Origin of the sequence: Streptomyces sp. RPT161 (assembly GCF_027533845.1) — a bacterium.
Taxonomy (GTDB): Bacteria; Actinomycetota; Actinomycetes; order Streptomycetales; family Streptomycetaceae; genus Streptantibioticus_A; species Streptantibioticus_A silvisoli_A.
Window position 1 is genome coordinate 598,931 of sequence record NZ_JAPZVN010000003.1, and the last position, 26,653, is coordinate 625,583.

Annotated in this window: 28 protein-coding genes; 18 read left to right on the forward strand and 10 right to left on the reverse strand. The window is 71.8% G+C overall.

The annotated features are described in order from the left end of the window. The first annotated feature begins 121 nt into the window (after positions 1-121). The 8 genes from O5O46_RS10790 (at position 122) to O5O46_RS10825 (ending at position 5,958) form a co-directional block, all read left to right on the forward strand. On the forward strand, positions 122-1,138 hold the full coding sequence (locus tag O5O46_RS10790) for an enoyl-CoA hydratase/isomerase family protein (protein ID WP_269855100.1): 1,017 nt from the start codon (positions 122-124) through the stop codon (positions 1,136-1,138). Positions 1,139-1,259: 121 nt separating this feature from the next. After that, a complete protein-coding gene (locus O5O46_RS10795; protein ID WP_269855101.1) occupies positions 1,260-2,102 on the forward strand; it encodes a helix-turn-helix domain-containing protein in 843 nt (280 codons plus the stop codon). After that, positions 2,039-2,290 (forward strand): DUF397 domain-containing protein, encoded by a 252-nt coding sequence (locus tag O5O46_RS10800; RefSeq protein WP_269855102.1) that lies wholly within the window; start codon positions 2,039-2,041, stop codon positions 2,288-2,290. Before O5O46_RS10795 ends, O5O46_RS10800 begins: the two co-directional genes overlap by 64 nt. A gap of 3 nt (positions 2,291-2,293) precedes the next feature. Next, a complete protein-coding gene (locus tag O5O46_RS10805) occupies positions 2,294-2,974 on the forward strand; it encodes a response regulator transcription factor (protein ID WP_269855103.1) in 681 nt (226 codons plus the stop codon). After that, the gene (locus tag O5O46_RS10810) at positions 2,971-4,482 is read left to right on the forward strand and encodes a sensor histidine kinase (RefSeq protein ID WP_269855104.1); all 1,512 of its coding nucleotides are present in this window, start codon (positions 2,971-2,973) and stop codon (positions 4,480-4,482) included. The genes O5O46_RS10805 and O5O46_RS10810 overlap by 4 nt, the downstream gene beginning before the upstream one ends. 124 nt (positions 4,483-4,606) lie before the next feature. After that, positions 4,607-5,062, forward strand: a complete 456-nt coding sequence (locus O5O46_RS10815) for a hypothetical protein (RefSeq protein ID WP_269855105.1) — start codon at positions 4,607-4,609, stop codon at positions 5,060-5,062. After that, the gene (locus O5O46_RS10820; protein WP_269855106.1) at positions 5,059-5,280 is read left to right on the forward strand and encodes a hypothetical protein; all 222 of its coding nucleotides are present in this window, start codon (positions 5,059-5,061) and stop codon (positions 5,278-5,280) included. The genes O5O46_RS10815 and O5O46_RS10820 overlap by 4 nt, the downstream gene beginning before the upstream one ends. 219 nt (positions 5,281-5,499) lie before the next feature. Next, entirely contained in the window at positions 5,500-5,958 is a 459-nt protein-coding gene (locus O5O46_RS10825; RefSeq protein WP_269855107.1) for a hypothetical protein, read from the forward strand. Between the two features lie 69 nt (positions 5,959-6,027). On the opposite strand, the gene O5O46_RS10830 is transcribed toward O5O46_RS10825, so the two are convergent. Further along, on the reverse strand, positions 6,028-6,618 hold the full coding sequence (locus tag O5O46_RS10830; RefSeq protein ID WP_269855108.1) for a GNAT family N-acetyltransferase: 591 nt from the start codon (positions 6,616-6,618) through the stop codon (positions 6,028-6,030). Positions 6,619-6,769: 151 nt separating this feature from the next. Further along, complete coding sequence (locus tag O5O46_RS10835) at positions 6,770-7,699, reverse strand: LysR family transcriptional regulator (protein WP_269855109.1); 930 nt, start codon at positions 7,697-7,699, stop codon at positions 6,770-6,772. 97 nt (positions 7,700-7,796) lie between these two features. On the opposite strand from O5O46_RS10835, the gene O5O46_RS10840 reads away from it, so the two are divergent. From O5O46_RS10840 to O5O46_RS10855, 4 genes are all read left to right on the forward strand, one after another. After that, positions 7,797-8,501, forward strand: coding sequence for a succinate dehydrogenase cytochrome b subunit (locus O5O46_RS10840; protein ID WP_269855110.1), 705 nt, complete (start codon positions 7,797-7,799; stop codon positions 8,499-8,501). A gap of 1 nt (position 8,502) precedes the next feature. Continuing rightward, positions 8,503-10,449 carry a fumarate reductase/succinate dehydrogenase flavoprotein subunit gene (locus O5O46_RS10845; RefSeq protein ID WP_269855111.1) on the forward strand — a complete coding sequence of 649 codons (1,947 nt, stop codon included), beginning with the start codon at positions 8,503-8,505 and terminating at the stop codon, positions 10,447-10,449. Next, on the forward strand, positions 10,446-11,207 hold the full coding sequence (locus tag O5O46_RS10850; RefSeq protein ID WP_269855112.1) for a succinate dehydrogenase/fumarate reductase iron-sulfur subunit: 762 nt from the start codon (positions 10,446-10,448) through the stop codon (positions 11,205-11,207). Before O5O46_RS10845 ends, O5O46_RS10850 begins: the two co-directional genes overlap by 4 nt. Before the next feature lie 74 nt (positions 11,208-11,281). Beyond that, on the forward strand, positions 11,282-12,217 hold the full coding sequence (locus O5O46_RS10855) for an MBL fold metallo-hydrolase (RefSeq protein WP_269855113.1): 936 nt from the start codon (positions 11,282-11,284) through the stop codon (positions 12,215-12,217). Here the strand turns inward: O5O46_RS10855 and O5O46_RS10860 are convergent. Both O5O46_RS10860 and O5O46_RS10865 read right to left on the reverse strand, forming a co-directional pair. Continuing rightward, positions 12,183-13,205, reverse strand: a complete 1,023-nt coding sequence (locus tag O5O46_RS10860; RefSeq protein WP_269855114.1) for an LLM class flavin-dependent oxidoreductase — start codon at positions 13,203-13,205, stop codon at positions 12,183-12,185. The two genes, O5O46_RS10855 and O5O46_RS10860, sit on opposite strands and share 35 nt — an antisense overlap. A 38-nt stretch (positions 13,206-13,243) precedes the next feature. Beyond that, a complete protein-coding gene (locus O5O46_RS10865; protein WP_269855167.1) occupies positions 13,244-13,891 on the reverse strand; it encodes a TetR family transcriptional regulator in 648 nt (215 codons plus the stop codon). A gap of 140 nt (positions 13,892-14,031) precedes the next feature. On the opposite strand from O5O46_RS10865, the gene O5O46_RS10870 reads away from it, so the two are divergent. From O5O46_RS10870 to O5O46_RS10880, 3 genes are all read left to right on the forward strand, one after another. Then, the gene (locus tag O5O46_RS10870) at positions 14,032-14,187 is read left to right on the forward strand and encodes a hypothetical protein (RefSeq protein WP_269855115.1); all 156 of its coding nucleotides are present in this window, start codon (positions 14,032-14,034) and stop codon (positions 14,185-14,187) included. A gap of 32 nt (positions 14,188-14,219) precedes the next feature. Next, positions 14,220-14,498, forward strand: a complete 279-nt coding sequence (locus O5O46_RS10875; protein ID WP_269855116.1) for a DUF4190 domain-containing protein — start codon at positions 14,220-14,222, stop codon at positions 14,496-14,498. Positions 14,499-14,568: 70 nt separating this feature from the next. Further along, a complete protein-coding gene (locus O5O46_RS10880) occupies positions 14,569-16,254 on the forward strand; it encodes a bifunctional 3'-5' exonuclease/DNA polymerase (RefSeq protein ID WP_269855117.1) in 1,686 nt (561 codons plus the stop codon). A gap of 3 nt (positions 16,255-16,257) precedes the next feature. Here the strand turns inward: O5O46_RS10880 and O5O46_RS10885 are convergent, their stop codons facing one another. From O5O46_RS10885 to O5O46_RS10900, 4 genes are read right to left on the reverse strand one after another with little or no spacing between them, the layout of a single operon-like run. Continuing rightward, a complete protein-coding gene (locus O5O46_RS10885; RefSeq protein WP_269855118.1) occupies positions 16,258-16,644 on the reverse strand; it encodes a DUF427 domain-containing protein in 387 nt (128 codons plus the stop codon). 44 nt (positions 16,645-16,688) lie between these two features. Further along, positions 16,689-17,717: an NADPH:quinone reductase gene (locus O5O46_RS10890; RefSeq protein ID WP_269855119.1), complete on the reverse strand. Its 1,029-nt coding sequence runs from the start codon at positions 17,715-17,717 to the stop codon at positions 16,689-16,691. A gap of 13 nt (positions 17,718-17,730) precedes the next feature. After that, positions 17,731-20,241 carry an excinuclease ABC subunit UvrA gene (uvrA, locus tag O5O46_RS10895; RefSeq protein ID WP_269855120.1) on the reverse strand — a complete coding sequence of 837 codons (2,511 nt, stop codon included), beginning with the start codon at positions 20,239-20,241 and terminating at the stop codon, positions 17,731-17,733. A gap of 44 nt (positions 20,242-20,285) precedes the next feature. After that, positions 20,286-21,218, reverse strand: coding sequence for an MBL fold metallo-hydrolase (locus O5O46_RS10900; RefSeq protein WP_269855121.1), 933 nt, complete (start codon positions 21,216-21,218; stop codon positions 20,286-20,288). Between the two features lie 132 nt (positions 21,219-21,350). Between O5O46_RS10900 and O5O46_RS10905 the strand changes: the two genes are divergently transcribed. The 3 genes from O5O46_RS10905 to O5O46_RS10915 all read left to right on the forward strand — a co-directional run bounded on the left by O5O46_RS10905 (position 21,351) and on the right by O5O46_RS10915 (position 23,432). Continuing rightward, entirely contained in the window at positions 21,351-21,971 is a 621-nt protein-coding gene (locus tag O5O46_RS10905) for a cyclodeaminase/cyclohydrolase family protein (protein ID WP_269855122.1), read from the forward strand. Then, positions 21,968-22,813 (forward strand): bifunctional 5,10-methylenetetrahydrofolate dehydrogenase/5,10-methenyltetrahydrofolate cyclohydrolase, encoded by an 846-nt coding sequence (locus O5O46_RS10910; RefSeq protein WP_269855123.1) that lies wholly within the window; start codon positions 21,968-21,970, stop codon positions 22,811-22,813. Before O5O46_RS10905 ends, O5O46_RS10910 begins: the two co-directional genes overlap by 4 nt. A 238-nt stretch (positions 22,814-23,051) precedes the next feature. Next, positions 23,052-23,432, forward strand: coding sequence for a DUF4118 domain-containing protein (locus tag O5O46_RS10915; protein WP_269855124.1), 381 nt, complete (start codon positions 23,052-23,054; stop codon positions 23,430-23,432). A 36-nt stretch (positions 23,433-23,468) separates the two neighbouring features. Here O5O46_RS10915 and O5O46_RS10920 read toward each other — a convergent pair whose 3' ends face one another. Continuing rightward, positions 23,469-26,066, reverse strand: coding sequence for an MFS transporter (locus O5O46_RS10920; protein ID WP_269855125.1), 2,598 nt, complete (start codon positions 26,064-26,066; stop codon positions 23,469-23,471). Continuing rightward, complete coding sequence (locus O5O46_RS10925) at positions 26,063-26,578, reverse strand: MarR family winged helix-turn-helix transcriptional regulator (RefSeq protein WP_269855126.1); 516 nt, start codon at positions 26,576-26,578, stop codon at positions 26,063-26,065. Before O5O46_RS10925 ends, O5O46_RS10920 begins: the two co-directional genes overlap by 4 nt. Positions 26,579-26,653 lie beyond the last annotated feature (75 nt).

Genomic DNA, 26,653 nt, shown 5'->3' on the forward strand with positions numbered 1-26,653 from the left:
CACCGCACACCGTGCGCCGCGGGACCGCCAGCCCTGCCCACCGCGGTTAATCCGTTCGGCCGGGCGGGCCGTACAGTGATCCGCGTCCGCCTGCCCCGCGACGAACAGGAGCGGCCGCACCATGCACGACCCCGTGGAGACCGTGAGGACGGCCGTCAGCGGCGGCATCGGCTCGCTGGTGCTGGACCGGCCCGGCGCGCTCAACGCCCTTGACCTGCGGATGGTCCGGGGGATGCGGGAGGCACTGGACGCGTGGCGCGCGGACGACGCGGTGCGTGCGGTGGTGGTGCGCAGCACCTCGCCCAAGGCGTTCTGCTCAGGCGGCGACATCAGGGCGGTGCGCGAGGCCGCGCTGCGCGGCGACCACGCGGCGGTGCGCGAGTACTTCGTATCCGAGTACGGGCTCAACGCCGCGATCGCCGCATACCCCAAGCCGTATGTGGCGCTGATCGACGGCTACGCGCTGGGCGGCGGGCTGGGGATCTCGGTGCACGGCGCGGTGCGTGTGGTGACCGAACGGTCGGGGTTGGCCATGCCGGAGACCGCGATCGGCTTCTTCCCGGACATCGGCGCCAGCTACTTCCTGCCCCGGCTGCGCGGCCGGACCGGCTGGTACCTGGGGCTGACCGGGCGCCGGATCTCGGGTGCGGCGGCGGTGGAGTGCGGGCTGGCCACGCACTATGTGCATTCCGTCGAGTTCGCCGCACTGGAGCGCGAGTTGACCGCCACCGGCGGCGAGCGGCTCACCGAGGTGCTGGGCCGCCATGCCACGGTGCCGCCCGCGTCCGAACTCGCCGGCCACCGTGAGGCGATCGACCGCTGCTTCGCCGCCGACAGCCTGAACGGGGTCTTCGAGCGGCTGACCGCCGAGGGCGGCGACTGGGCCGAGGAGACGCTGGCGGAACTGCGCCGCGCCTCACCGTCCGCACTCCATGTGACGTTCGAGCTGCTACGGCGCGGCGCGCGTCCGGACGCCTCGCTGGCGGACTGCCTGGCCCTGGAGCTGCGTACGGCCTGCCGGACAGCGGCCACCCATGACTTCGCGGAGGGCGTGCGGGCGGCACTGGTCGACAAGGACCGCAGGCCGACCTGGGACCTGGCCCAACTCGACACCGTACGCGGCTGGTTCGAACAGTAGCGGTCAGCACCCGTGCGGGACCGCTCCCATGGTGTGACCTGGCGTAACTCACCGGCGGGGTTCGGCAGTTATCGCTGGTGACGCCTCCGCGTGAGGTGAGCCGTACGGAGAGTAGGACCGCATGCCGCCCAGGAGCAACCCCACGGCGCGCCAGGTACGACTGGGCGCCGAAATGCGCAGGATGCGCGAGCGCGCAGGCGTCACGGCACGGGACGCCGCCGCCTTCCTCAATTCCAACCCGATCCAGATGAGCCATGTGGAGTCCGGCCGCAGCGGCATCAGCGAGGAACGCGTCCGGCGGCTCGCCGACTACTACTCGTGCGAGAACCCGCGCTACGTCGACGCACTGGTGGAAATGGCCAACGAGCGGGGCAAGGGGTGGTGGGAGGAGTTCCGCGGCCGGCTCTCCCCGGTATCACTGGACCTCGCCGAGATGGAACACCACGCGGTGTACATGCGCGCACTGGAGGTGCTCCATATCCCTGGCCTCCTGCAGACCGAGGACCACATGCGGGCCGCTTTCTCGTACGTGAATCCGGACCTCCCGCCGAAAAAGCTGGACACCTGGGTGGAATTCCGTTCCCGCCGCAAGGCCGCGCTGGCCGACTGCACGTTCGGCGCGGTGATCCACGAGGCGGCGTTGCGGCTGAAGGTGGGCGGGACGAAGGAGGCCCGTGCCCAGCTCACCTACCTCCTGGAGATGTCGGAGTGGGACAACGTCACGGTGCGGATCATCCCGTTCGACGCCGAGGGCTTCGCGGGCGCCGGGTACTCCATGCTCTACGTCGGCGGCCGGGTCTCACAGCTGGACACTGTACAGATGGACACCATGGACGGTTCCAGTTTCGTTGACGGGGAATCCCGTTTGAGGAAGTACCGCACACTGCTCGACCGGATCGAGTGCTCGGCCCTGACACCCGCCGCCTCACGGGACTTCATTCGCCGCGTCGAAGGAGAGTTGTAGCCTTGGCCACCTCGATCACCTGGCAGAGGTCCTCCTATTCCGCGGGCTCGGAGGGGAACACCTGTGTGGAGGTGGGCACCTCCGCGAACCGAATACACCTTCGGGAAAGCGACACGCCCAACGCGATCATCACTACCAATCGCACGCATCTCTCCGCCTTCATTCGCCGTATAAAGGCGGGGCGTTGAAGCATGGGCCGGGTACTGATCGTCGATGACGACGCCGCGATCCTGCGCTCGCTCGGGCGCGGACTGCGACTGAACGGTTACACCGTCACCCTCGCGGACAGCGGCGAAGCCGCCTTGGAGCAGCTGACCGCGGCCCCGGCCGACGTCATCGTGCTGGACGTCTCCATGCCGGGCATCAGCGGCACCGAGGTGTGCCGCCGGCTGCGTGCCGCCGGAGACGACACACCGGTGCTGATGCTCTCCGCGTTGGACGAGGTCAAGGACCGGGTGGCCGGGCTACAGGCCGGGGCCGACGACTACCTCGTCAAGCCGTTCGCGCTCCAGGAGCTGCTGCTGCGGTTGCAGGCGCTGCTGCGCCGACGCCCGCCCTCACCCAGCGAGCCCGTCCGGGTCGGCGACCTGGTGCTCGATCCCTCCTCACGCGAGGTGCGCTACCAGGGCGAGCCGATCCGGCTCACCCGCCGCGAGTTCGAGCTGCTTGAGGTGCTGGCGCGCAACGCGGGCGTGGTGCTGAGCCGGGACCAGCTGCTGGAGCGGGTCTGGGGGTACGACTTCGACGTGCGCACCGACGCCGTCGACACGTTCGTCAGCTACCTGCGGCGGAAGATGGAGGCGCGGGGACGCCCTCGGTTGCTGCACACGGTGCGCGGGGTGGGGTTCGTACTACGGCAGGAAGCGAAATGAGGGCGGAGCGCAGCTCCTCACTTGAGGGTGGTGGCGGGCGGCGGGCGGGAATGCGGCTGTCCACCCGGATCGCGATCGCGGTGGGCGTGACCGTGCCCCTGCTGGTGCTGGCGTCGGCGGCGCTGCTGCTGCGACTGGTGAGCGTTGACGCGCACGCCGCACAGGACTCGCATCTGCGGGACCGGGCGGCCGTGGTGCTGCCGATGGCCCGCAACCTGATCAACGTCAACCGTGCCGGACGCTACCAGCAGGAGCGCAACCGCGAACACCGGCTGTTCGCCAATGCGTTGGACGTGGGCGTACGGGTGGTGACCGGGCCGGACGCCACACCGATCGCGGCGGGCGGCCCGCAGCCCGGCCTCGGCGTCTCACTGCCCGCGGCGACGGCGAACCCGGTGACCGTACAGGCGAACGGCAGGGCGTGGCGGGCGTTCCGGCTACCGGTCACCGGGGAGCGGGCGGGGGACGCGCTGTGGGTGTTCTCGCCCGCGTCGGTGGTGCGCAGTGGGGTGGACGCGGTGCGCGGCCGGATCCTGCTGACCGCGCTGATCGCGGCACCGGTCTCGGCGCTGCTGGCGCTGCTGGTCGCGGAGCGGGCGACCCGCTCGCTGCGCAGGTTGCAGCGGCAGGCCAGCGGGCTCGACCCCCGGGTGAGCGAGGCCCGGCTGGAGCACCGGCCGTCCCGTGTCACCGAGGTCGACGACCTGGCGCGCACCCTGCAGACGCTGCTGGCGCGCTACGACGAGCAGGCGGCCCGCACCGGTGAGGCACTGGCCACCGCCCGGTCGTTCTCGGCGGCGGCCTCGCACGAGTTGCGCACCCCGCTGATGAGCATGCGGACCAACCTGGAGATCCTTTCCGGCCATCCGGATCTGGACCCGGCCGAGCGCACCGAGGTGCTGGCGGACCTACGGGACGAACACGCCCGGCTGGAGGGGCTGTTGGTGACGCTGCGGGCGCTGGCGCAGGGCGATCTGGTGGAGGCGGACGCGTTCACCGCCGTGGATCTGGGCGAGCTGGTCGAGGCGTCGGTGGCCGACGCGGCCCGCCGTCATCCCGAGGCGCTGATCACGGTACGGGCGGACGCGGCCCCTCGGCTGCGCGGCTGGGAGCCGGGGTTGCGGATGATCGCCGACAACCTGCTGAACAACGCGGTGGTGCACGGCCGTCGCCCGGGCCGCGCGTCCGAGGTCCAGGTGACGCTGCGCCGTACGGACGAGCACGCGGTGCTGACGGTGGACGACGCCGGTCCGGGCATCCCGCCCGAGGCTCGGGACCGGGTCTTCCAGCGCTTCGAACGCGGCCCGCAGAGCCCCGGCACCGGGCTCGGGCTGACGCTCGTCGCCCAGCAGGTCGATCTGCACCGCGGCACCGTGCGCATCACCGAGCGGCCCGACGGTGAGCCCGGCAGCAGCTTCGAGGTGCGGCTGCCGATGTCCGCAGCGGCGATGCCCGAACTACCGCCGCACCGCGACTGGTTGAGCGGTTCGGTGCGTTCCGCGCAATGACCGTCCGCCCCCACAAGGAAACCACAAGAACCACTTCTACGGTCTGCGTCGAGCGGCCCGCCCACCGTCTCCCAGCGGGGGCGGACCGCGCCCCAACCGTCACCACGAAGTGGAGAGAGTCATCATGCAGCGTCGCAAGGCGACGGTGACCGCGACCGTCGCGGGACTCGTCCTCACCGGTTCACTGGCGGCCGTGGCCGCGCCCGCGTACGCGGACGGCAGCAGCCCGTCCCCCTCCGCCGGCACCGCCCCGCACGCCCACCCGAAGGGTCCGAAGACGGACGGTGCGCGGGCACTGTGCCGCCGGGTGCCGAAGCTGGACCGCCGGATCGCACGGGAGATCAAGCGACTGGATTCGGGCGTCGGCACGCCCGGCTCGATCGCGTTCCTGAGGCAGCGCGTCGAGAACGCCAAGAAGGAGAACCACGCGGCGATCGCCAAGTTCCTCGGCGACCGGCTCAGCGCGCGGCAGGCCCTGCTGGTCAACCTCAAGCAGCGGCAGAGCGATCTGAAGGATGTCGCCACCTGGTGCAAGGCGAACGGCAAGGGCAAGCCGGCCAACAGCACCACGAGCGCGTGAGCCGCCGCCGACGTCTCACCCTGCTGGCGACGGCGGCACTGGCGGTGCCGCTGCTGGCCGGGTGCGGGCACTCCGCCACCGGCTCGGCCAGCGGCACGCCGTCGGCCACGTCGACACCGGGTTCGTCCTCCGCGAGCCAGCTCCAGCAGATGCAGCACAAGGTCGACGCCGCCCAGAGCGCGGCGGACGCGGCGGACCAGGACGCCCGCAGTAACTAGCCCTTCCGGCGGATTCCCGCCCGGTTGCCGTCGGTGCGCCGGAAGATGCCGTCTGACGTGCGCGAACGCCCCCGCTCCTGGCGGGGGCGTTCCAGCATTCGGGTGAGGCCCGGCGTTCGGTTCGCATCGCAAGCGGGGCCGAGAGGGGGTTGCATCCTGGTGAGCCGGTCGGGCCAACGCGGCCACGCAGACCGCGCCGTCCGGCGCCGGGAGAGTGCCATGTCCTCTGGTCGAATCACCGCGGTCGCCCTGGCCGCCGTTGCCACGCTCGGATTCACCGCCGCGGCCGCCGTGGCCAGTGTGCACCCCGATCCGGTGGGTCCGGGGCAGCAGTTGCGGCTGAGCGACGACAGGAAGTGCGACATGTCGATGGGCGCCCACGCTTCCTCACCGCTGTTCGGTGAGACGGCGCTGGCCGCAGGGGCGGACCGGATGGTGGCCGGCGTCACCACTCCCGCGACCGCGCGGCCCGGCAGCTATCCGGTGACGATCCGCTGCGGCGCGGGCGGTGTCCGGGTCACCGGCACGGTCACCGTCCAGGCCGCCCCCTCCAAGGGCGCCGAGGCGGGCACCGGCGCCCCCGGCGGGGGCGCGCCCCAACTCGCCTGCGGTACCGCGCTGTTGGCCTTGGCGGCCTGCGGCGCCGTACGCCGACGGCGCGGCCCCTCCCACCGCTAGCACGGTTGCGCCGGGGCGGGTTCGGGCTCGCGGCGGGCCCGGCGTCCCGCATGCGAACCCCAGCGGGCGTCAGCCGTCCACGCGGGCGTGAAGGTGCATGTCGTGCCAGCCATCGGCATGCAGTGTCGCGCTGCGCTTCGTACCCTCCAAGGCGAACCCCGCCTTCTCCGCCACACGGCAGGACGCCGTGTTCGCCACCCCGTGGGTGAGTTCGAGCCGATGCAGACCGAGGTCGCGGAAGGCCCATCGCGCGACCCTGTTGGTGGCGTGCAGGGCCACTCCCGCGCCGCGGGCGGCTGGCAGCACCCAGTAGATGTACTCCGCGGTGCCCTGCCGCAGGTCCATGCCGCCCAGGGCGACCGACCCCAGCACCGAGTCGTCGTCGGCACGGGTGATGCCCCAAGTGGCAGCCGCCTCCTCGTGCCACCGCCGCCCGTAGCGCGCGATCCGCTCCCGGGCCTGCTCGACGCCGCCGGTGGGCGGGCGGTTCCACTGCCGGATCGCCGGGTCCTGCCAGGCGGCGGCCAGCGCGGGGGCGTCCTCCTGCCGCCATGGCCGCAGGGTGAGCCCGGCGTCGGCTATGTGCAGTACGGGTTGCGCGGCACAGCCCATCCGTCCGGCGGGGACGACATCGGGTATGCGCTCGTTGATCGGGTTCATCGCCGCATCCTGCCAGACGCGTTCACCCCGCCCCGGCCCAACCGGTCGGCCAGGAAGCCCTCAAGGCAAGCCCCGCGGCGGCGAGCGGCCACGACGGCGGAGACCGGCGGTGCCGAGCCGACCGCGTCCCGCATGCGAACCCCGGCGGGCGTCAGCCGTCCAGCAGCCAGGTACTGGACGGAAGTGTCTGCTCCCGCGCCGCCGAGCGCAGGTGCTCGCGCAGCACGCTGCGCAACTCCCGTGCGGCTCGCGGCGGTTCGACGTCCTTGCGGTGGGCGACCGCGATGGTGCGGTGCAGCCCGGGCGGGGCGAAGGGGGTGACCCGTAGCCCGGATCGGGCGGCGACCATGGAGGGGATCACGGCGAGGCCGAGGCCAGCTCGGACGAAGCCGAGTACCGCGTCCATCTCACCGCCCTCGACGGTGAAGACGGGGTCGAATCCGGCCGCCCGGCACGCCGAGGTGGTGAACTCACGTAGGTCGTAGCCGCGCCGGAACATCACCATTGGCTGGTCGCGCAGGTCCTCGATGCGGATCCGGCCGCTGCGGGCCGGGGCGGACGACGGCGCGGAGACCACGACGAGGTCCTCGCGCAGCAGCTCGGTCGCGGCCAGCGCCGGGGCCTGGCCGGGCAGCGGGGTGATGATCAGGGCGAGATCGAGTTCACCGGCCGCCAGCACCCGTACCAGGTCCTGCGAGCCGTCCTCGTGGACCACCAGGTCCACCCCGGGGAAGCGGTCGTGGAAGTCCCGCAGCACATCCGGCACCAGACTGGCGCACAGGCTGGGGGTGGCCCCGATGCGGACCCGGCCGCGGCGCAGCTGGGCGACCTCCTGCACCTCCCTGCGCGCCGTCTCGGCGTCGGCGAGGATCCGCTGGGCGAGCGGAAGCAGCGCCTCGCCCGCGTCGGTGAGCGTGATATGACCGCGGGCGCGGTGGAACAGCTCGGCGCCCAACTCCCGTTCCAGGGCCCGGATCTGCTGGGATAGCGAGGGCTGCGCGACATGCACCCGGGCGGCGGCCCGGGTGAAGTGGCGGGTCTCGGCGACGGCCGCGAAGTACTGGAGCTGGTGCAGCTGCACGGCTGCCACGATACCCCCACACGATAGGGAACGCCTATCGAAACCAGCCGCACCATGTCTTGGACCGATCCACCCTGACCTGCCTACCGTCTGTGTCATGGCACTGGCGACGCGGACGGTCCGACGGCCGTCCACCTTGGCAACCCTGTGGCGGTCGACCGTCGGCAAGAAGACCGTGATGGCCGTCACCGGCGTGATCATGCTGCTGTACCTCGTCGCGCACATGCTGGGAAACCTGAAGATCTTCTTCGGCTCGACGGAGTTCAACGGCTACGCGCACTGGTTGCGCACCATCGGTGAGCCCGCGCTGCACTACAGCTGGTTCCTGTGGATCGTGCGGGTGGTGCTGGCCGCCTCGGTGGTGCTGCACGCGGTGTCCGCGTACCAGCTCAGCCGCCGTGACCTGGCCGCCCGCCCCACGGCCTACGCGCACCGGCGGCCGCGGGCCGGCTACGCGACCCGCACCATGCGGTGGGGCGGGGTGATCCTCGGCCTGTTCATCGTCTGGCACCTGCTGGACCTGACCACCCTGACGGTGAACCCGCGCGGTGAGGCGGGCCACCCGTACCAGAACGTGGTGGCGGACTTCCACAACTGGTACGCCGACGTGGTCTACATCGTCGCGATGCTGGCCCTCGGGCTGCACATCCGGCACGGCTTCTGGAGCGCTGCGCAGACCCTCGGCGCCAACAACGCGCGCCGCGACAGGACGCTCAAGTTCACCGCCAACGCGCTGGCCCTCGTCCTGACCGCGGGATTCGTCGCGGTGCCCGTCTCGGTGATGACCGGAGTGGTGAGCTGACATGACCTCGTACACCGCCTACCTGACCGGCGAGCCGATCGCCGACACCAAGGCCCCGGCTGGGCCGATCGAGGAGCGGTGGGACCGCCGCCGCTTCACCGCGAAGCTGGTCAATCCGGCCAACCGCCGCAAGCACACCGTGATCGTGGTCGGCACCGGCCTCGCGGGCGGCTCCGCCGGTGCCACCCTGGCCGAACAGGGCTACCGCGTCATCCAGTTCTGCTACCAGGACTCACCGCGCCGCGCCCACTCGATCGCCGCCCAGGGCGGCATCAACGCGGCCAAGAACTACCGCAACGACGGCGACTCCATCCACCGGCTGTTCTACGACACCGTCAAGGGCGGCGACTTCCGCGCCCGCGAGTCCAACGTCCGCCGCCTGGCACAGGTCTCGGTGGAGATCATCGACCAGTGCGTGGCGCAGGGCGTGCCGTTCGCCCGCGAGTACGGCGGACTGCTCGACACCCGCTCCTTCGGCGGTGTGCAGGTCTCGCGCACGTTCTACGCCCGGGGCCAGACCGGCCAGCAGCTGCTGCTCGGCGCCTACCAGGCGCTGTCCCGGCAGATCGCGGCGGGGAACGTGGAGATGCACGCCCGTACCGAGATGCTGGACCTGATCGTGATCGACGGTCGGGCGCGCGGCATCGTCGCCCGCGACCTGGTCACCGGTGAGATCGCCACGTACTTCGGGGACGCCGTGGTACTGGCCTCCGGCGGCTACGGAAACGTCTTCTACCTGTCGACCAACGCCAAGAACTCCAACGCCACAGCCATCTGGCGGGCGCACCGGCGCGGCGCGTACTTCGCCAACCCGTGCTTCACCCAGATCCACCCCACCTGCATTCCGCGCTCCGGCGAGCACCAGTCGAAACTGACGCTGATGAGCGAGTCGCTGCGCAACGACGGACGGATCTGGGTGCCCAGGGCGAAGGGCGACAACCGCCCGCCGGAGCAGATCCCGGAGGACGAGCGCGACTACTACCTGGAGCGGATCTACCCCTCGTTCGGCAACCTGGTGCCGCGCGACATCGCCTCGCGGGCCGCGAAGAACGTCTGCGACGAGGGACGCGGTGTGGGTCCCGGCGGGCAGGGCGTCTACCTGGACTTCGCCGACGCGATAGCGCGGATGGGACGCGAGAAGGTCGCGGAGAAGTACGGCAACCTCTTCGAGATGTACGAGCGCATCACCGCGGAGAACCCGTACGAGGTGCCGATGCGCATCTATCCGGCGATCCACTACACCATGGGCGGACTGTGGGTGGACTACGACCTGCAGACCACCGTCCCCGGCCTGTTCGCCGTCGGGGAGGCCAACTTCTCCGACCACGGCGCCAACCGGCTCGGCGCCAGCGCGCTGATGCAGGGGCTCGCCGACGGCTACTTCGTGCTGCCGTCCACCATCAACGACTACCTGGCGCGCCATCCGCACGACACCGTCGACCCCCGGCACCCCTCGGTCACCGAGGCGGTCGACGGTGTCACCGCGCGCCTGGAGCGGCTGCTGGCGGTGGACGGCGACCGGACCCCGGACTCCTTCCACCGCGAACTCGGCGAACTGCTCTGGGACAACTGCGGGATGGCGCGCAACGACGCCGGACTGCGCAAGGCGCTTGAGCGGATCCCGGAGCTGCGGGCGGAGTTCTGGCGCCGGGTGAAGGTGCCGGGCAGCGGCGAGGAGCTCAACCAGTCACTTGAGAAGGCCAACCGGATCGCCGACTACTTCGAGCTGGCCGAGCTGATGTGCCTGGACGCCCTGCACCGCGAGGAGTCCTGCGGCGGTCACTTCCGCGAGGAGAGCCAGACCCCGGACGGCGAGGCGGCCCGCGACGACGACCGGTTCTCGTACGCCGCCGCCTGGGAGTTCACCGGTACCGGCGCGCCGCCCGTGCTGCACAAGGAGCAGTTGGTCTTCGAGTACGTCCACCCCACCCAGCGGAGTTACGCATGAGGCTCACCCTGCGCGTCTGGCGCCAGCGCGGCCCGGAACAGCCCGGCGCCATGACCACGTACGAGGTCGACGGCATCAGCGAGGACATGTCGTTCCTGGAGATGCTCGACACGCTCAACGAGCGGCTGATCCTGGACGGCGACGAGCCGGTGGCCTTCGACCACGACTGCCGTGAGGGCATCTGCGGCGCGTGCGGGATGGTGATCAACGGCCAGGCGCACGGCCCGGAGCGCACCACCACCTGCCAGTTGCACATGCGGCACTTCTCGGACGGCGACACCATCGACATCGAACCGTGGCGGGCGGCGGCCTTTCCGGTGGTGAAGGACCTGGTGGTGGACCGGTCGGCGTTCGACCGGATCATCGGCTCCGGCGGCTATGTCACCGCGCCGACCGGCAGCGCGCCGGAGGCGCATGCCACGCCGGTGCCCAAGCCCGTCGCCGACACGGCGTTCGAGCACGCCGAGTGCATCGGGTGCGGGGCGTGTGTGGCGGCCTGCCCCAACGGGTCGGCGATGCTGTTCACTTCGGCGAAGGTGGTCCACCTCAACGTCCTGCCACAGGGCGCTCCCGAGCGGGAGAGCCGTGTCCTCGACATGGTCGACACCATGGACGCGGAGGGCTTCGGCGGCTGCACCAACACCGGCGAGTGCGCGCTGGCCTGCCCGAAGGGGATCCCCCTGCAGTCCATCGCCACCATGAACCGCGAGTTCCTGCGCGCCGCCCGCAAGGCGCCCCGCCAGGCACGGCCGATGTGATCATGGTGCGGGGTGGGGCGTCCTAGACTCCACCGGGACGTTCCGGATCATCCAGTCACCAGGAGGCGGCAAGAGTGCGGCACGACGCGAAAGGCGTGGGGCAGCGGGACGAGGCGGCGTTGGTCGAGTTGGCCGATGGTGTGTCGGCCTACGTACAGCCGCGGGGCGGGTGGTGCGTCAGCAACGCCGGGGTGCTGGTCGGCCGGGAAGCGGTCACGCTGATCGACTGCACGGCCACCGAGTCGAGCGCGCTGCGGCTGCGTTCGGCGATCGCCGAGCGCACTCCCGCGCCGGTCGGCACCATGGTGCTCACCCACCACCATGGCGACCACCACTACGGCGCCGGGGTGTTCGGCCCGGGCCTGACCGTCGTCGCGCATGAGCGGACCCGGGAGACGATGCTGCGGGAAGGCGTGAACCTGCCCTCGATCTGGCCCGATGTGCAGTGGGGCGACGTTCGGCTGGTGCCGCCGCAGCTGACGTTCACCGACCGGATGACGCTGTATGTCGACGAGCTGCGGGTCGAGTTGATCCATCTGGGCCCGGCGCACACCACGGGGGACGTGGTGGCCTGGCTGCCGGAGCGGCGGGTGCTGTTCACCGGCGACCTCACGTTCTCCCAGAGCACGCCGTTCTGCCTGCAGGGGTCGCTGGACGGCACCCTGGAAGTGCTGGCGGCGCTGCGGGAGTTGGACGCGCAGGTGGTGGTCAGCGGGCACGGTCCGGTCGGCGGCCCGGAGGTCCTGGACGCCAACGCGGAGTACCTGCGCTGGGTGCGCGAGCTGGCCGCCGAGGGCTTCGCCGCCGGGCGGGAGCCGTTGGAGGTGGCGCGGGGCGCCGATCTCGGGGCGTTCGCCGGGCTGTTGGAGCCGGAGCGGCTGGTGGCCAACCTCCACCGCGGGTACGCGGAGCTGCGCGGCGAGCCGCGCGGCGTCGAACTGCCGCTGCCCCCGATCCTGAAGGACCTGGTCGCCTTCAACGGCGGTCGGCCGCTGTCCTGTTCGGCGTAGCGCTCGTCATGGCGGCCAGCCTGCGGTAGGAGCCGAACACGGCTTCCCGGTCGTAACCGCTCGTCGTCACCAGGAACTCGTCGGCCTCGGTGCGCCCGATCAACGCACCGAGGCCGTCGGCCACTTCCTCCTCCGTACCGAGGATGTGCCCGGTCATGGCGCGTTCGAACTCGGTGCGCTCGCGGCTCGTCATGTCCAGCGCCCGGATCTCCTCGGCGGGTGCCAGCGGCGGGAACTCGCCGTGGGTACGGGAGTACGCGGTGGACCAGGCCTCCGGGACCAGCAACTCGCGTGCGGCCTCGGCGGTGTCGGCGACCGCCACCGTGCCGGAGACGATCACATAGGGCCGGTCCGCCCACGCGGACGGCCGGAAGTGCTCGCGGTAGCCGTCGATGGCCTCCAGCATCCGCCGCTCACCGCGCGCGGCGGCGATCACCAGCGGCAGCCCCGCCTCCGCGGCCACCCGCGCCCCGGCGCCGGTGGCCAGTACGAACGCGGGAACGGTCAGTCCCTCGGCGGGGCGGGCGTGCACCGGGTGCTCACCGGTGAAGTAGCCGAGCAGCTCGGTCAGTTGGGCGGCGAAGTAGTCGGCCGCGTCCTTGTCCCGGCCCAGTGCCCGCCGCACCCCGTCGGTGAACGCCACCGAGCGGCCCAGGCCCATGTCGATCCGGCCGGGGAACAGTGCCGCGAGCACCCCGAACTGCTCGGCCACCACCATCGGTTGGTGGTTGGGCAGCATGACTCCGCCGGTGCCGACCCTGATCCGGCTGGTGGCGGCGGCCACGGCGGCGGCCAGAACGGTGGGCGCCGAGCCCGCGACACCGGGCACGCCGTGGTGCTCGGAGACCCAGAAGCGGTGGTAGCCCCAGGCCTCGGCCTGCCGGGCGAACGCCACGGTGTCGCGCAGCGCCCGCGACGGGTGCCGTCCGCGCCGGGTCCGGGAGCGGTCCAGCACCGACAGCCGGACCGTGGGCGTCTTCAAGGTCACTTACAGCACAACGCCCACGGCCGCCCGGAATTCCCGTCTCAGTCGTCCAGCCAGTGGCTGCGGCCCAGCCGGATCAGCCGCAACTGGCGGCGGGCGATGTTGGCGATGTCCTCCTCGGACTCGGGGTGCTCGGGTGGGACGTCCAGGAAGGCGATGGCGATCATCACCATGTGGTCGACATAGAGGTCGGCGAGCATCCGGACGTCCTGCGGGCTCCAGCCCTCGGACTCCGGCTGTGCCGCGAGGTCGCTCGCCAGCTCCTCGGCGAACAGCCGTAGTTCGTCGGCGATCGCCTCACGCACCGGCTGTACACCGCCGTACCGTTCGCGGGCGATGAAGCGGAAGTGCGGGCGGTGTTCGCGCACATAGCGCGCGATCACCGCGACGGTGCCGTCTATCACCTCGTCGGCCTTGGCCTGCTCGCCGCGGATGGCCCGCACCATCTCGCGCAGCGACCCGAAGGACTCCTCGACCAGTGCGACACCGAGGTCGCCCATGTCGCGGAAGTGCCGGTAGAACCCGGCGGGCGCGACCCCGACCTCACGGGTCAGTTCGCGCAGCCCGAGGCTGCTCAGACTCTGGTGTTCCAGCAGCCGCAGCCCCGCGTCCAACAGCGCCTGGCGGGTGCGCAGTTTCTGGGCCTGTCTGGCGCCCAGGGGTTTGTGGGCCTGGTCGGCCCCGAGCATGTGACTCACATCATCCAGTAAACAGTCGTTCGCTCGTTTTCGCCAGGCTAGAGTGGGCATGTCAGTGAACAACTGTCATCCCAACTGTTCACTGACTGTTCGGTTCACCGAAGTCCCACGTCTTACGGAGAAGGCCCGTCATGGCTCTCGCCCTGATCGTCATCGCCCTCGGAACCCTTTTCGGCGCGGCGGCCTACGCACCGGCCCCGGTGTTCATCGGCGCCGCAGCGTTGATCGGCGGCTGGCTGCTGGTGTTCTACGTCCGTGAGCGCCTCGCCCGCGCCCGCAACCACTGACCGCTCCCGCATCCGGAAGGGAATCCACCACCATGGACACCGTCGTCCCGGCCCGGACCACGGCCACCGCCCGGCGTTCGGACGCCGACGGCACGGCCGTCGCCTCGTTCATCCTGGGGCTGCTCGGCACCTTCGTGCTGAACATCGTCTTCGGACCGCTCGCCATCATCCTGGCCTCGGTCGCCCTGGTACGCGGCACCCGGCGGCGCGGCCGTGCGCTGCTCGGGCTGTTCCTCGGCATCGCCGACATCGCCATCCTGGTCGCCCTGATCACCGCCCACCAGGACATCGCCTGGACCCCAGGCTTCTGAAACGCCGCCGCTGGCCGAACAAGCGTTTAAGCTCGGCCGGTGACCAACTACCACCGCACGGCGCACCGCCATGGCTGAGTTGATCGCCGTGGCCGCCGATCCGGTGGGGCCGGGCGGACGGCTGCAGGCGCTGGACGGGGACGGCACCCCCGTCTCGGCCGCCGAGCCGGTGCCCGACCTGGCGTCCGCGGTCGCCGGGCGGGAGGAGCGGCTGCGACCCCGCTGGGTGTGGGCGGCCACCGACGATCTGTATCCGCGGCTGCTGGACCGGATCCCGGTGCGGCTGGGCCGCTGCCATGACCTCAAACTCGTCGAGGCCCTGCTGCTCGGCCACGAGAGCGGCCACGGGCAGCCTCGTTCACTGGGCGCGGCCTGGGCACGGCTGCACCGGCTGCCGGTGCCGGATGATCCGCGCGACGGCGGCGCCGACGGACAGCCGTCGTTGTTCGCCGCCGACCGTCATCAACTCCCGCCCGATGTGGACCAGTTGACCGCCGTGGTGGCGGTCCACGCCGAGCAGCGGCGGCGGATCGCGGCGGTGGAGCACCCGGAGCGGATGCGGCTGCTGTGCGCGGCGGAGTCGGCGGGCGCGCTGGCCGCGGTGGAGATGGCCAGGGACGGCCTGCCGTGGAGCGCCGCCGTCCATGACGCGCTGCTGACCGAGTTGCTGGGGCCGCGCCCGGCGGGTGGGGCCCGGCCCGAGCGGGTGGAGCGGTTGGCGGCGCGGTTCCAGGAGGCGGTCGGCCGCCCGGTCAACCCGGACTCCCCCGCGCAGGTGCTGGCGGCGTTCGCCCGGGTCGGGGTGAGCCTGCCGTCCACCCGCAGCCATGTGCTGAAGGCGGCCGACCATCCGGCCGCCGCGATCCTGCTGCGCTACAAGGAGCTGTCCCGCGTCCACTCGGCGCACGGCTGGGCGTGGCGCGAGCAGTGGGTGCGCGACGGCAGGTTCCGCCCGGAGTACGTGGTCGGCGGGGTGGTCTCCGGCCGGTGGGCGACGCGCGGCGGTGGCGCGTTGCAGATTCCGCGGCTGCTGCGCTCCGCGGTGGTCGCCGATCCCGGGCACCGTTTGGTGGTGGCCGACGCGGGCCAGTTGGAGCCCCGGGTGCTGGCGGCGATGTCCGGCGACCGCGGACTGTGCGCCGCGGCGGCGGGCGGCGACATGTACGCGGACCTGGCACGCACCGCGTTCGACGGCGACCGCGGGCGGGCCAAGATCGGGCTGCTGGCCGCGATGTACGGGCAGACCAGCGGCGAGGCCGGGCAACTGCTGGCGATACTGCGCCGCCGTTTCCCGGCCGCCATGGCACTGGTCGAGGAGGCGGCGCGCATCGGTGAGGCGGGCGGCGTGGTCCGCTCGCAGTTGGGCCGCACCTCGCCGCGACCGTCGGACCTGTGGGCGGGAAGCGACGAGGAGTCGGCGGACGGCGTGTCCCCGGCGCTGCGTGCGGCGCGAGCGTGGGGGCGGTTCACCCGTAACTTCACCATCCAGGCCAGCGCCGCCGACTGGGCGCTGGCGGTGCTGGCCGCGCTGCGCCGCAGGCTGGCCGCGCTGGACTGCGACGGCCGCACACCGCCTCGGCTGGTGTTCTTCCAGCACGACGAGGTGATGGTGCACACCCCGGTCGAGTTGTCCGAGGCGGTGGCGGCTGCGGTCGCCGAGTCGGCGCGGGAGGCGAGCCGGCTGGTGTTCGGGGACACGCCGGTGCGCTTCCCGCTGGAGACCAGCGTGGTGGAGTGCTACGCGGACGCCAAGTGAGGCTCACACCTCGGGTGCGGCGGGCGGCTCTCCGTCGACGGCCACCGACGCCACCGTGTCGTAGAACGACAGATGGCCCTTGATCGCCTCGACGCTCGGCAGCGGGTCCTGGTACGACCAGACCACGTCCGCGTGCGTGCCGCTGCCGTCGCCCACGTAACTCCAGTACGACGCCACGCCCTTGAACGGGCACGTGGTCCGCGTGTCCGTGGACTCGAACAGGGTGAGGTCGACATCCTCCGGCGGCAGGTAGTAACGGACCTTGTGGCCCGTCTCGTACACCAGGACCGGGCGGCGGCTGTCGGCCACCATCCGGCCGTCGATCTCCACCCTGACGTGCTGGGAACCGGGCACCGCGGTAACGCGGTGGCCGTGCTCACGCTCTGACATCACGCCTCCTCATTCCCTCTTCGCACCTTGGGGCAACACCGCTGTCAGGCGGAGTGTTCCACCTCGATCAGCACCTTGCCCACCGCGTTGTCGCGCACCGCGTCATGGGCGTCGGCGGTGCGCTCCAACGGGAACCGGTGCAGCGGCAGTCCCGCCCGCTCACCGACCCGGAACGCGCCGTCCGCCACCGCCGCCGAGACATCGGCGACCGCGTTCTTCTTGGCCTCGTTGGAGACGAAGTACAGCAGCACGCCCTGCCAGCGCAGATTGCCGGTCATCGCCGCCCGCACCGGGATCCGCAGTTCGTCATCGGGGTTGCCCGCGTAGTAGGCGATCACCGCGTTCTGCGCGGCCACCGCGTGGTCCAGCTCGGCGTTGGCCGCCGGAGCCACCTCCACGATGATGTCGACACCCGCGGGCGCAATCTCACCGATCGCCGAAGCGGCGTCCCGCGTACGGTAGTTGACCACATGGTGGGCACCGGCCGCCTTGGCCAGCTCCACCTTGTACGGACCGCTGACCGTGGTGATCACGGTGGCCCCGGCCCAACGCGCCAACTGGATCGCGGCGTTGCCCACCGCCCCCGCCCCGCCGGCGACCAGCACGGTGCGGCCCGCGAGGCTGCCCGGGGTCAGCCGAGTGGGTCCCCCGTCGGCGACGGTCAGACAGCGGTGCGCGGTGAGCGCCGGGACGCCCAGGCTCGCGCCCAGCTCGAAGGAGGCGTGCTCGGGCAGCGCCACGGCCTGCCGCTGGGGAATGACCAGGTACTGCTGCGCGGTGCCGTCGGCGCGCCGCCAGGCCGCCTCCCACAGCCACACCCGCTCGCCGATCCGGTCGGCGGGCACCCCCTCGCCGACGGCGTCGATGACCCCGGCACCATCCTGGTTGGGCACCTGCCCCCGCTCACCGAGCGGGCCGAACACCGGGGCGGTACGGGTCTTCCAGTCGGTGGGGTTGACACCGGAGACGTGCACCCTGACCCGGACCTCGCCCGGCCCAGGCTCCGGAATCGGCCGTTCCACAAGAGTGAGGACATCGGAACCGCCGTGTTGGGTGTAGACGATCGACTTCATGTCCCCGTACAAGTCACCCGGCGGCCGGATTCTTCCCGTCCGGCAGCCGGGCCGCGAGATACGGCGCGGTACGGCTGGCGGGCTGGGCGGCGACCTGGGCGGGGGTGCCCGCGGCCACGATCCGGCCGCCCTCGTCGCCACCGCCCGGGCCGAGGTCGATGACCCAGTCGGCGGCGGCCACCACATCCATGTCGTGCTCCACGACGACCACCGAGTTCCCCGCCGCCACCAGCTCGGACAACTGGCTCATCAGCACCTCGGTGTCGGCCGGATGCAGCCCGGTGGTCGGCTCGTCCAGCAGGTAGAGGGTGTGCCCGCGATCGCGGTGGGTGGCCCGCTGCAGCTCGGCCGCGAGCTTGACGCGCTGCGCCTCGCCGCCGGACAGCTCGGTGGCGGGCTGGCCCAGCCGCAGATAGCCGAGGCCCACCTGGCGCAGCGTGCGCAGGCTGCGAACCGCGGCGGGCACGTCGGCGAGGAACTCGGCCGCCGCGTCGACCGTCAGCTCCAGGACGTCGGCGATGGAGGCACCCCGGTACGTCACCTCCAGGGTCTCCCGGTTGTAGCGGCTGCCGTGGCACTCCGTACAGGGCGCGTAGCCACCCGGCAGGAACAGCAGCTCCACGCTGATGAAGCCCTCGCCCTGGCAGGTCTCGCAGCGGCCACCCGCGACGTTGAACGAGAAGCGGCTGGCGGTGTAGCCGCGCGACTTCGCCTCCTCGGTCGCCGCGAACAGCTTCCGTACCGCGTCGAACAGCCCGGTGTAGGTGGCGAGGTTGGACCTCGGGGTACGGCCGATGGGCCTCTGGTCGACACGCACGAGCCGGTGGACGGCCGAAAGCCCCTCGACGGCGGCTACTTGTCGAGCCGTCAGGTCGGCTGTCGTCTCCTCGGCCTGGGCGGCGGTGCCCAGGTGCTCCGCCAGCACCTCGGCGAGGACCTGGCTGATCAGCGTCGACTTGCCGGACCCGGACACTCCGGTGACGGCGGTGAACACGCCGAGCGGTACGTCCGCGTCCAGGTCGCGCAGATTGTGCCGGGTGACACCGCGCAGCCGCAGCCACGCCGAGGGTCGGCGGGGCCTGCGGGCCGCCTCGGCGCCGGGCGGCGTACGGAACAGGAAGCGCCGGGTGGCCGACTCATCGACGTCCCGCAGCGCGGCGACCGGGCCGCTGTGCAGGATCCGCCCGCCCCGCTCCCCCGCGTGCGGCCCCACGTCGACCAGCCAGTCCGCGCGGCGCACCAGGTCCATGTCGTGCTCGACCACCAGCAGCGAGTTCCCCGCGGCGATCAGCCGTTCCAGCACGGTGAGCAGCGCGACGGTGTCCGCCGGATGCAGCCCGGCCGACGGCTCGTCCAGCACGTACACCACGCCGAACAGGCCGGACCTCAACTGCGTTGCCAGCCGCAGCCGTTGCAGCTCGCCCGCGGACAGCGTGGTGGTGGCCCGGTCCATTCCCAGGTAGCCGAGGCCGAGTTCGGTCAGCACCTCGATGCGCGCGACCAGGTCGCGGGCGATGGTCCGGGCCACACCGTCGCCGGGGGCGTCGGCGGTCGGCCGCAGCACCTCGGCGAGCCGGGCCAGCGGCATCGCCGCCAACCGCGCGATGTCGTACCCGGCGAAGGTGACCGCCAGCGCCTCCGGCCGCAGCCTGCGCCCGTCGCACACCGGGCACCGCTCACTGACCAGGAACCGCTCGGCACGGGCGCGCAGCGCGGGGCTCTTGGAGTCGGCGAAGGTGTGCAGCACATACCGCCGTGCGCTCTGGTAGGTGCCCTGGTACGGGCGTTGGATGCGGTCCGCCTCCCGTACCGGGTGAACGGTGACCACCGGCTGCTCGTCGGTGAACAGGATCCAGTCGCGGTCCCGTTGCGGCAGTTCGCGCCAGGGGCGGTCGGTGTCGTAGCCGAGGGCGTCCAGGATGTCCCGCAGGTTCTTGCCCTGCCAGGCGCCCGGCCAGGCGGCGATCGCGCCCTCGCGGATGCTGAGCCCCGGGTCCGGCACCAGCGAGCGTTCGGTGACGCGATGCACCGTGCCCAGACCGTGGCACTCGGGACAGGCGCCCGCCGCGGTGTTCGGCGAGAACGCGTCGGAGTCCAGCCGTTCGCCCGCGTCGTGCGGATACGTTCCGGCGCGCGAGAGCAGCATCCGCAGCGAGTTGGACAGCGTCGTCACGGTGCCCACCGAGGAGCGCGAGGTCGGCGCGGAACGGCGCTGCTCCAGCGCCACCGCGGGCGGCAGCCCGGTGATCTCGCCGACCTTGGGCACCCCCACCTGGTGGATCAGCCGCCGGGCGTACGGCGCGACGGACTCGAAGTAGCGGCGCTGCGCCTCCGCGTAGATCGTCCCGAAGGCGAGTGAGGACTTGCCGGAGCCGGACACTCCGGTGACCACGACCAGCGCGTCGCGCGGCAGGTCCACATCGACACCGCGCAGGTTGTGCTCACGCGCGCCGCGGACCCGCACGAACGGATCGTGCGGGTCGTGCGCCGGCGGTACGGAGGCGGCCGGGGCCGGGTCGGTCATCGGTGGTCGTCTCCGTGGCTCTGCGTCAGGGATACGCGGTGATTTTACGGTTTGATCCGCAAGTCCTCCGCGCCGCGCGGGTTACGCCGCGACACCAGACGGTAGCCGTCGCCGTCCCGCCGTACGCGACCGCCGGTCGGTGGGGCGAAATGGGTGCCGAGCAGCAGCGTGTCGGTCTGCGCGACCTCGGCCAGCAGTGCCTGGCGGGTGCGCACGGCCTGCGCCGGGTCGGTGTCGAAGACGCTGCACACCTCGGTCCTGGCCAGCTGTACCGGATGGTGCATGCAGTCCGCGGTGATCAGCGCCGCGCCACCCGCCCCGGCCAGCCGCACCGTTACCTGCCCGGGAGTGTGGCCCGGCGCCGGTAGCAGGGTGAGCCCGGGAACGACCTCAAGACCGGTGGGCGGTACGTCCACCAGATCCAGCAGGCCGCTGTCGCGCACCGGGTCGACGGACTCGGTGAACATCCGCCGCCGCTCCGGCGGGAGATCGGCCGAATACCAGTACTCGTACTCGACACGGGTCGTCAGATAGCGGGCGTTGCGGAAGGTGGGCACCCAACGGCCGTTGTCCAGGCGGGTGTTCCAGCCGATGTGGTCGGCGTGCAGATGGGTGTTGACCACCAGGTCGACGCTCTCCGGCGGAAAGCCGATGGCGGCCAGCCGGTCGAGGAACGGGGTGTCCAGGCCGCTCCACCGCGGGTTCGGCAGCGTCTTTCCGTTGCCGATCCCGGTGTCGACCAGGACCTTGCGGCCCGCGACCTCCACCGCGAACGTCTGGACGGCGCCGACGAGTTCACCGGACGCGTCGACGTGGTCGGGGGCCAGCCACGGGGTGAGCGGCACGAGATCGGACGGCAGGTCGGCGAAAACCCGGGGGCCCATGCCGGTGAGCGCCAGCTCGTCCACCCGGTGCACGGTGATGGCGCCGATCCGCCAGCTCGCCGCCGGGCCCTCGAAGTCCTGAGTCGCTGTCATACGCCGATCCTAGGAGGCGCGTGCGGGCGTGACGCGGACGCCGATGTCGGCCGGCGGCGCCCTGGCTCGGATTAGGCTCTTCGCCTGGGTTCCGGCCCTTCCCATCCCATACCGCCCGGAGGACAACCGACCGTGCGTGACGAGACGATCAGCGGATTCCTGGAGCGACTGGCCGCGCGGCAGCCGGCCCCCGGCGGCGGTGCGTCGGCCGCGCTGCACGCTGCGCAGGGGGCGGCCCTGCTGGGCATGGTGGCCCGCTACACCACCGGCGCCAAGTACGCGGAACACCACGAGGCCATCGAGCGGATCATCACCGCGACCGACGAGCTGCGGGCGGCGGCCCTGCAACTCGCGCAGGACGACGCGGCGGCGTTCGGGGCCGTGGCGGACGCGTACCGGTTGCCCAAGGGCACCGACGAGGAGAGGGCGGCGCGCTCGGCCGCCATCGCCGCGGCCCTCGTCGGCGCCGCCTGGCCGCCCTCGGAGGTCATCGGCGTCGCCGAGCAGGTGGTGACCGCGGCTGAAGGACTGCTCCCGGTGGGCAACCGCAACGTCCTGTCCGACGTCGCCGCCGCGGTCGAGGCCGCCCGCGCGGCGGCCACCACCGCCCGGGTCAACATCGAGGTCAACCTGGGCGGCATCACCGACGAGCGGGCGCGCGCCGAACTGGCCGAGGTGGCCGGCGAGGTGGACGGCATCGCGACCCGCGCCGACCGGGTCACCGCCACGGTACGCGCGGAGATCGCCGAATGACCGCCACCGCCCTGTACGGCAGGGAACTCGCCGCCGCCATCCGCGCCGAGACCACCGAGCGGGCGGCGGCCCTGACCGCCTCCGGCCGTCCGCCGAAGCTGGCGGTGGTGGTGGCGACGGCCGACGAGTCCAGTGCCTGGTACGTGCGGTCCATCGCCAAGGCGGCCGGGCAGAGCGGCATCGCCTGCGACATCGTCGACCTCGGGCCCGACGCGGCGGCGGACACCATCGTGGCGGCTCTCGACCGCCTCAGCGCGGATGGCTCGGTGCACGGGGTGATGCTGCAGACGCCGCTGCCCGGCGGGGCCGCGTTGGAGGAGCTGGCCGGTGCCATCGCGTTCGGCAAGGACGTGGACGGCGCGAATCCGCTCAGCCTCGGCCGGTTGGCGGCCGGACTGCCCGCCCATCCTCCGGCCACCGCCGAGGCGGTGGTGGCGTTGCTCGACCACTACGGCGTCGAACTGGCCGGACGGCGGGTCGCGGTGGTCGGCCGCTCCACGGTGGTGGGCAAGCCGCTCGCGCACCTGCTGCTGGACCGGAACGCCACGGTCACCGTCTGCCATTCGCGCACCGTCGACCTGCCGGGCGTCACCTCGACCGCGGACGTGGTCGTGGCGGCCGCAGGGCGGCCCGGACTGATCACCGCGGACCATGTCCGCCCCGGCGCGACCGTGATCGACGTCGGCACCAACCCGACGTCCGACGGCGGGCTGACCGGTGACGTGGCCGCCGAGGCGGTCGGCCATCGCGCGGCGGCGCTCACCCCGGTCCCGGGCGGCGTGGGACCGGTCACCACGGCGCTCCTGCTCCGCCACACGGTGAGGGCCGCGGCCGACCGCTGAGCTGGATGGACGGACGCCAGACCCCCGCGTTGGCGCCCGTCCACAGGTCTATGGATACGCCCCGCGACGTCAGCGGGCCGTAAAGGCGCCAGGAGGGGGCCGGTACCGCCTGGGGCGGCACCGTCCGTCAACGCGCCGTAAAAATCGGCCGGTTGCCGGTATGGGTGGCGCTAACGTCCCGGCGCTTCGGGACGCCGTGCGCCTTCCGCTGGACAGGCTCAAGCGGGAGGTGAGCCCAATGGCTTCGGTGCACTGGGTGCGAGTGGCGCGGCGTGGCTCCCGGCCGCGTACGTTGATCGGTGATCTTGTGCTGCCGGTCGGCTACGCGTCGGCGGCGGTGCTGGCCGCCGCCCTCGCGTTGGGTGGCGGGCGCGGTCACCTGTGGTTTTCGACGGCGGTCTTCGCCGTGCTCACCGCCGGGGTCGCCGCGCAGACCACGAGGATGGTGTGGGCTCCGGCGGTGGCGGTGGTCTGCTGGCTGTTCTTCGACGGGTTCCTCGTCAACCGCCAGGGCGAACTGGCCTGGCGGTCGACGGACCGCGCCGGGCTCGTCGTCCTGCTGGTCGCGGCTCTCGTCGGAGCCGTGGCCGCGGCGCTCGACCGGCGCCGGAACCAGTAGTGGGGCGGGTCCGGCGGACCCGCCCCACATGGGCGGTTACTGCTCGTGGGCCAGGTCCACGTCGAACCCTTCTCGCCCGGTGGTGTCGAGCTGCACCTGGGTGGCGACCGGCGGGTACCCGCTGGCGATCACCGTGTACTGGCCGCGCTCCAGGTCGCTGAACCCGTACACGCCGTCGGCCCCCGTGGTCGAGGTGCCGACCACGTTGCCGGCCGGGTCGAGCAGGGTCACCCTGGCCGCGTCCAGCGGCGCACCGTCCGGCGTGCGCACCGTGCCGCGGATGCGGGCACCCGGCGAGAGCCGCACCTCGTACCAGTTGGGCGTGCCGCTCACCACCTCGACGGGCAGTGCGGCCGGGCGGTGCCCGTCGGCGCTGACCGCGAGCGTGTAGCTGCCCGGAACCAGTTCACCGAAGGCGAAGTCGCCCTCCACTCCGGCGGCGCCGGAGGCAACGACCTCGCCGCGCACATCGGTGGCCACCACCAGCGCGCCCGGCAGCGGTTCGCCGTCCGTTGCGTCCCGTACCGCACCGGTCAGACCGGCCGCACCGCTGAGCGTGAGGTCGAAGTCGACCGGGGCGTCGCCGAGCACCACGGTGGCCGCCTGCGGCTGACGGGCCCCGGCGGAGCCGATCAGCACATAGGTGCCGCTACCGGGCGCGTCGAGAACGTACCGGCCGTCGGCCTGGGTGGTGGTACGGCCGAGCTGGCGCCCGCCGACGTCGATCAGGGTGATCACGGCCTGCGGGACGGGGGCGCCCTCGCCGTCCGTCACCAGACCGCGTACCGACAGACCGGTGCGGTCCAACAGGGCCGTGGCGGCGGCCAGTTCGACGGCTTCCGTCGGTCCGCCCTCCCGCCGGTGGGCGCCGCTGCCGGGCTCGACCGCCACGGCCGCGGCCTGCTCCACGGTCGGTGCGGCGGACGGCTCGCCGGCATCCCCGGCCGACTCCGCCGCCTCGGCGGCGCGGGCCTGGAGGCCGGAGACCTGGCGCAGCGGGACCTCCTTGATGAACAGCATCAGCAGGAACGCCACCGCGACCACGACGGCACCCAGCAGGAAGACGGTGTGCATCGAGTCGGCGAAGCCCTGCTTGAAGGGCTCGGCCAGCCGCGGGTCCAGCTTCTGGATGAACGACGAGTCGTTGAGCACACCTGAGGAGCCGCCGGCCGCACCGGGGTGCTTCAGCATGCTCAGCACGGGCTGGTTGGCGGAGTTGGACAGCACCGACGGGTCCTGCAGCGCCGCCTGGAACCAGTCGGTGTGCACCGCTGCCTTGAACGCCGAGGAGATCTTGCCGCCGACGTTGCTGAAGAGCACCGACAGGAAGATCGCGGTACCGGCGGTGGCGCCCATCTGCCGGAAGAAGGTGGACGAGGCGGTCGCCACGCCCATGTCCTTCGGCGGCACGGCGTTCTGCACCGCGAGCACCAGGGTCTGCAGACATCCGCCCAGGCCGAGGCCGAAGACGAGCATGTAGACCATGGTCTGCCACAGCGGGGTGTCCCACTGCACCTCGCGGTAGAACAGCAGCATCGAGGCAACCATCAGCAGGGTGCCGATGACGGGGAAGATCTTGTAGCGCCCGGTCCTGGACGTCACCTGGCCGGAGACGACCGAGGCGATGATCATGCCGAGCATCAACGGCAGCATTTCCAGACCGGACTTGGTCGGGCTGGCGCCCTTAACGATCTGGAGGTACTGCGGGATCATCAGCATTCCGCCGAACATGCCCATACCGATGAGCACGGACAGCAGGCTGGTCTTGCTGAAGGTGCCGTTGCGGAACAGCCGCATCGGGATCAGCGCGTCGTCGCCGATCCACCGCTCCACGAAGATCCAGGCGATGATGCCGACAGCGCCGATCGCGTAGCAGACGACGGACTTCGTGGAGCCCCAGCCCCAGTCGCGGCCCTGCTCTGCGACGAGCAGCAGCGGCACCACGCCGATGGCGATGGTGACGGCGCCCCACCAGTCGATGCGGTGCTCGCGGCGGGTGTGCGGGATGTTGAGCACCTTGGCGACGACGAACAGCGCGACGATGCCGATCGGCACGTTGACCAGGAACACCCAGCGCCAGCCGGTGATGCCCAGCAGGGAGCTCTGGCCGGCCAGGAAGCCGCCGATCAGCGGTCCGGCGACGCTCGATGTGGCGAAGGTGGCGAGCATGTAGCCCTGGTAGCGGGCGCGCTCGCGGGGCGGCACGATGTCACCGATGATCGCCAGGGCGAGCGACATCAGACCACCCGCGCCGATGCCCTGGAACGCCCGGAAGGCCGCCAGCTCGGTCATCGAGGTGGAGAAGGTGCACATCGCCGAGCCGACGATGAACACGCTGATCGCGGTGAGGAAGTACGGCTTGCGCCCGTGCAGGTCGGACAGCTTGCCGTACAGCGGCGTGGCGATCGTGGAGGTGATCAGGTACGCGGTGGTGGCCCAGGCCTGCTGGCTCAGTCCGTGCAGGTCGTCGGCGATGGTGCGGATCGAGGTGCTGACGATGGTCTGGTCCAAAGCGGCCAGGAACATGCCGAGCATGAGGCCGCTGAGGATGGTCAGGATCTGCCGGTGGCTCATGCCGCCCGGCGAGGGTATCGCCTTGGGCTCCGCGGTCGGCGGAGACGCGGACGTGCTCATACGTGTATTTCTCCCTGCTTCGCCGCGGTGCCCGCGTGTCCCCCGGGGCAGAGCCGCGCCTGTTGTTGTTCCACCAAGTCGTCGTTGAGTCGTGCCATGAGCCGGATCAGCTCACGGCGGTCCTCAGCTGGCCAGGGCTCCAGGAGCTCGGCCAGTTCCGCGTCGCGCTGGCGCTGGTAGTGCTCGAACGCCGCGCGCCCGGCCTCGGTCGCGGTCAGCAGCGACCCTCGCCGGTCCTCCGGGTCCGGTCGGCGTTCGACCAGCCCCCGCTCCACCAGGGAGCGCACCTGCCGACTGACGGTCGACAGGTCGAGGAAGGCGTCCGCGGCCAGATCGGTCGCCCTGCGCTCGCCACCGATCACCAGTCTGGCGAGCAGCACCCGGTCAGCGGCGCCCGGCTCGTGCTTGGCGCGCTGCTTCCAGGCCGCGATCAGCCGGGTGAGCCGTACCAGCTCGGTACCGAGACCGGCCGCCGCTTCGGGCAGCCCCGCCTGGTCCGTCCCCTCGCCCATCGCCTTCCGCCTCCACAGTGTATTGCTTGTATCCAGCAAGCTAGTCTAACCCGCTCCGGTGCGCCTCTAGCACGC